At 62.4% G+C, this 723-nt stretch carries 1 protein-coding gene; it reads right to left on the reverse strand.

Annotated features, from left to right (window positions below; all coding sequences use genetic code 11):
• Positions 1–8: 8 nt before the first annotated feature.
• Positions 9–723, reverse strand: a 715-nt coding sequence (locus tag AC5Y36_RS25820; RefSeq protein WP_500043820.1) for an ISL3 family transposase, incomplete at its 5' end; no start/stop codon positions are given.

Consider the following 723-nt stretch of genomic DNA (forward strand, 5'->3'; position numbering starts at 1 on the left):
GCGACTCCTCAGGTTTGTGTGGGGAGTTTGGGGTGTAGTCCGCCCAGGCAGAGGTAGATCATTGAGGTCAGGGTTTGGGCGGAGTGGTGTCCGTAGCCGCGGGCGTTGATGAGGCGGATCTTGGCGTTGATGCCTTCGATGAGGGCGTTGGAGATGCCGAGTTCGATCGCGTTGATGACTTCGTCGAAGTAGACGTGCAGCCGTTTGGCCAGGTTGACGAAGGCGTTGATGCGGCTGCGTTTGGCTGCGGTGATCCAGCGGCGCAGATGCCGGCGGGCACCGCCAGGCGGGTGCTCGATGCGGTAGAGATCGCGCAGTTGTTCTTTGAGCGTCCAGGCCCGGCCTATGTGGCGGTTGGTTCGGGCGATCTGATTGACCAAGGCACGCTTGTCGCCGGTGAGTTTGTTCTCGCCGGTGCGTAGCGCCCACCGGGTGGAGCGCCATTGCGCTGGGGTCATCGAGGCGCGGCCCGGACCGGTGGCTCCTTCGGAATACACCGCGTCGAGGGCACGATTGACCCACTGCATGATGTGGAACGGATCGAAACAGATCGTGGCCTGTGGCACGTGGGTGCGGGTGGCTTTACGGTAGGCCGCGGCGACGTCCATGCTGACTGCTTGGATCTGGGATAGTTCCGAATCAGGTTGGGAACGATAGAAATTAGCCAGCGATTCCTCGCTGCGGCCGGGCTCAACGTCGACCACAGTGCCGGTGTCGTGATCG

This window comes from Mycobacterium sp. NGS50 (assembly GCF_059812545.1).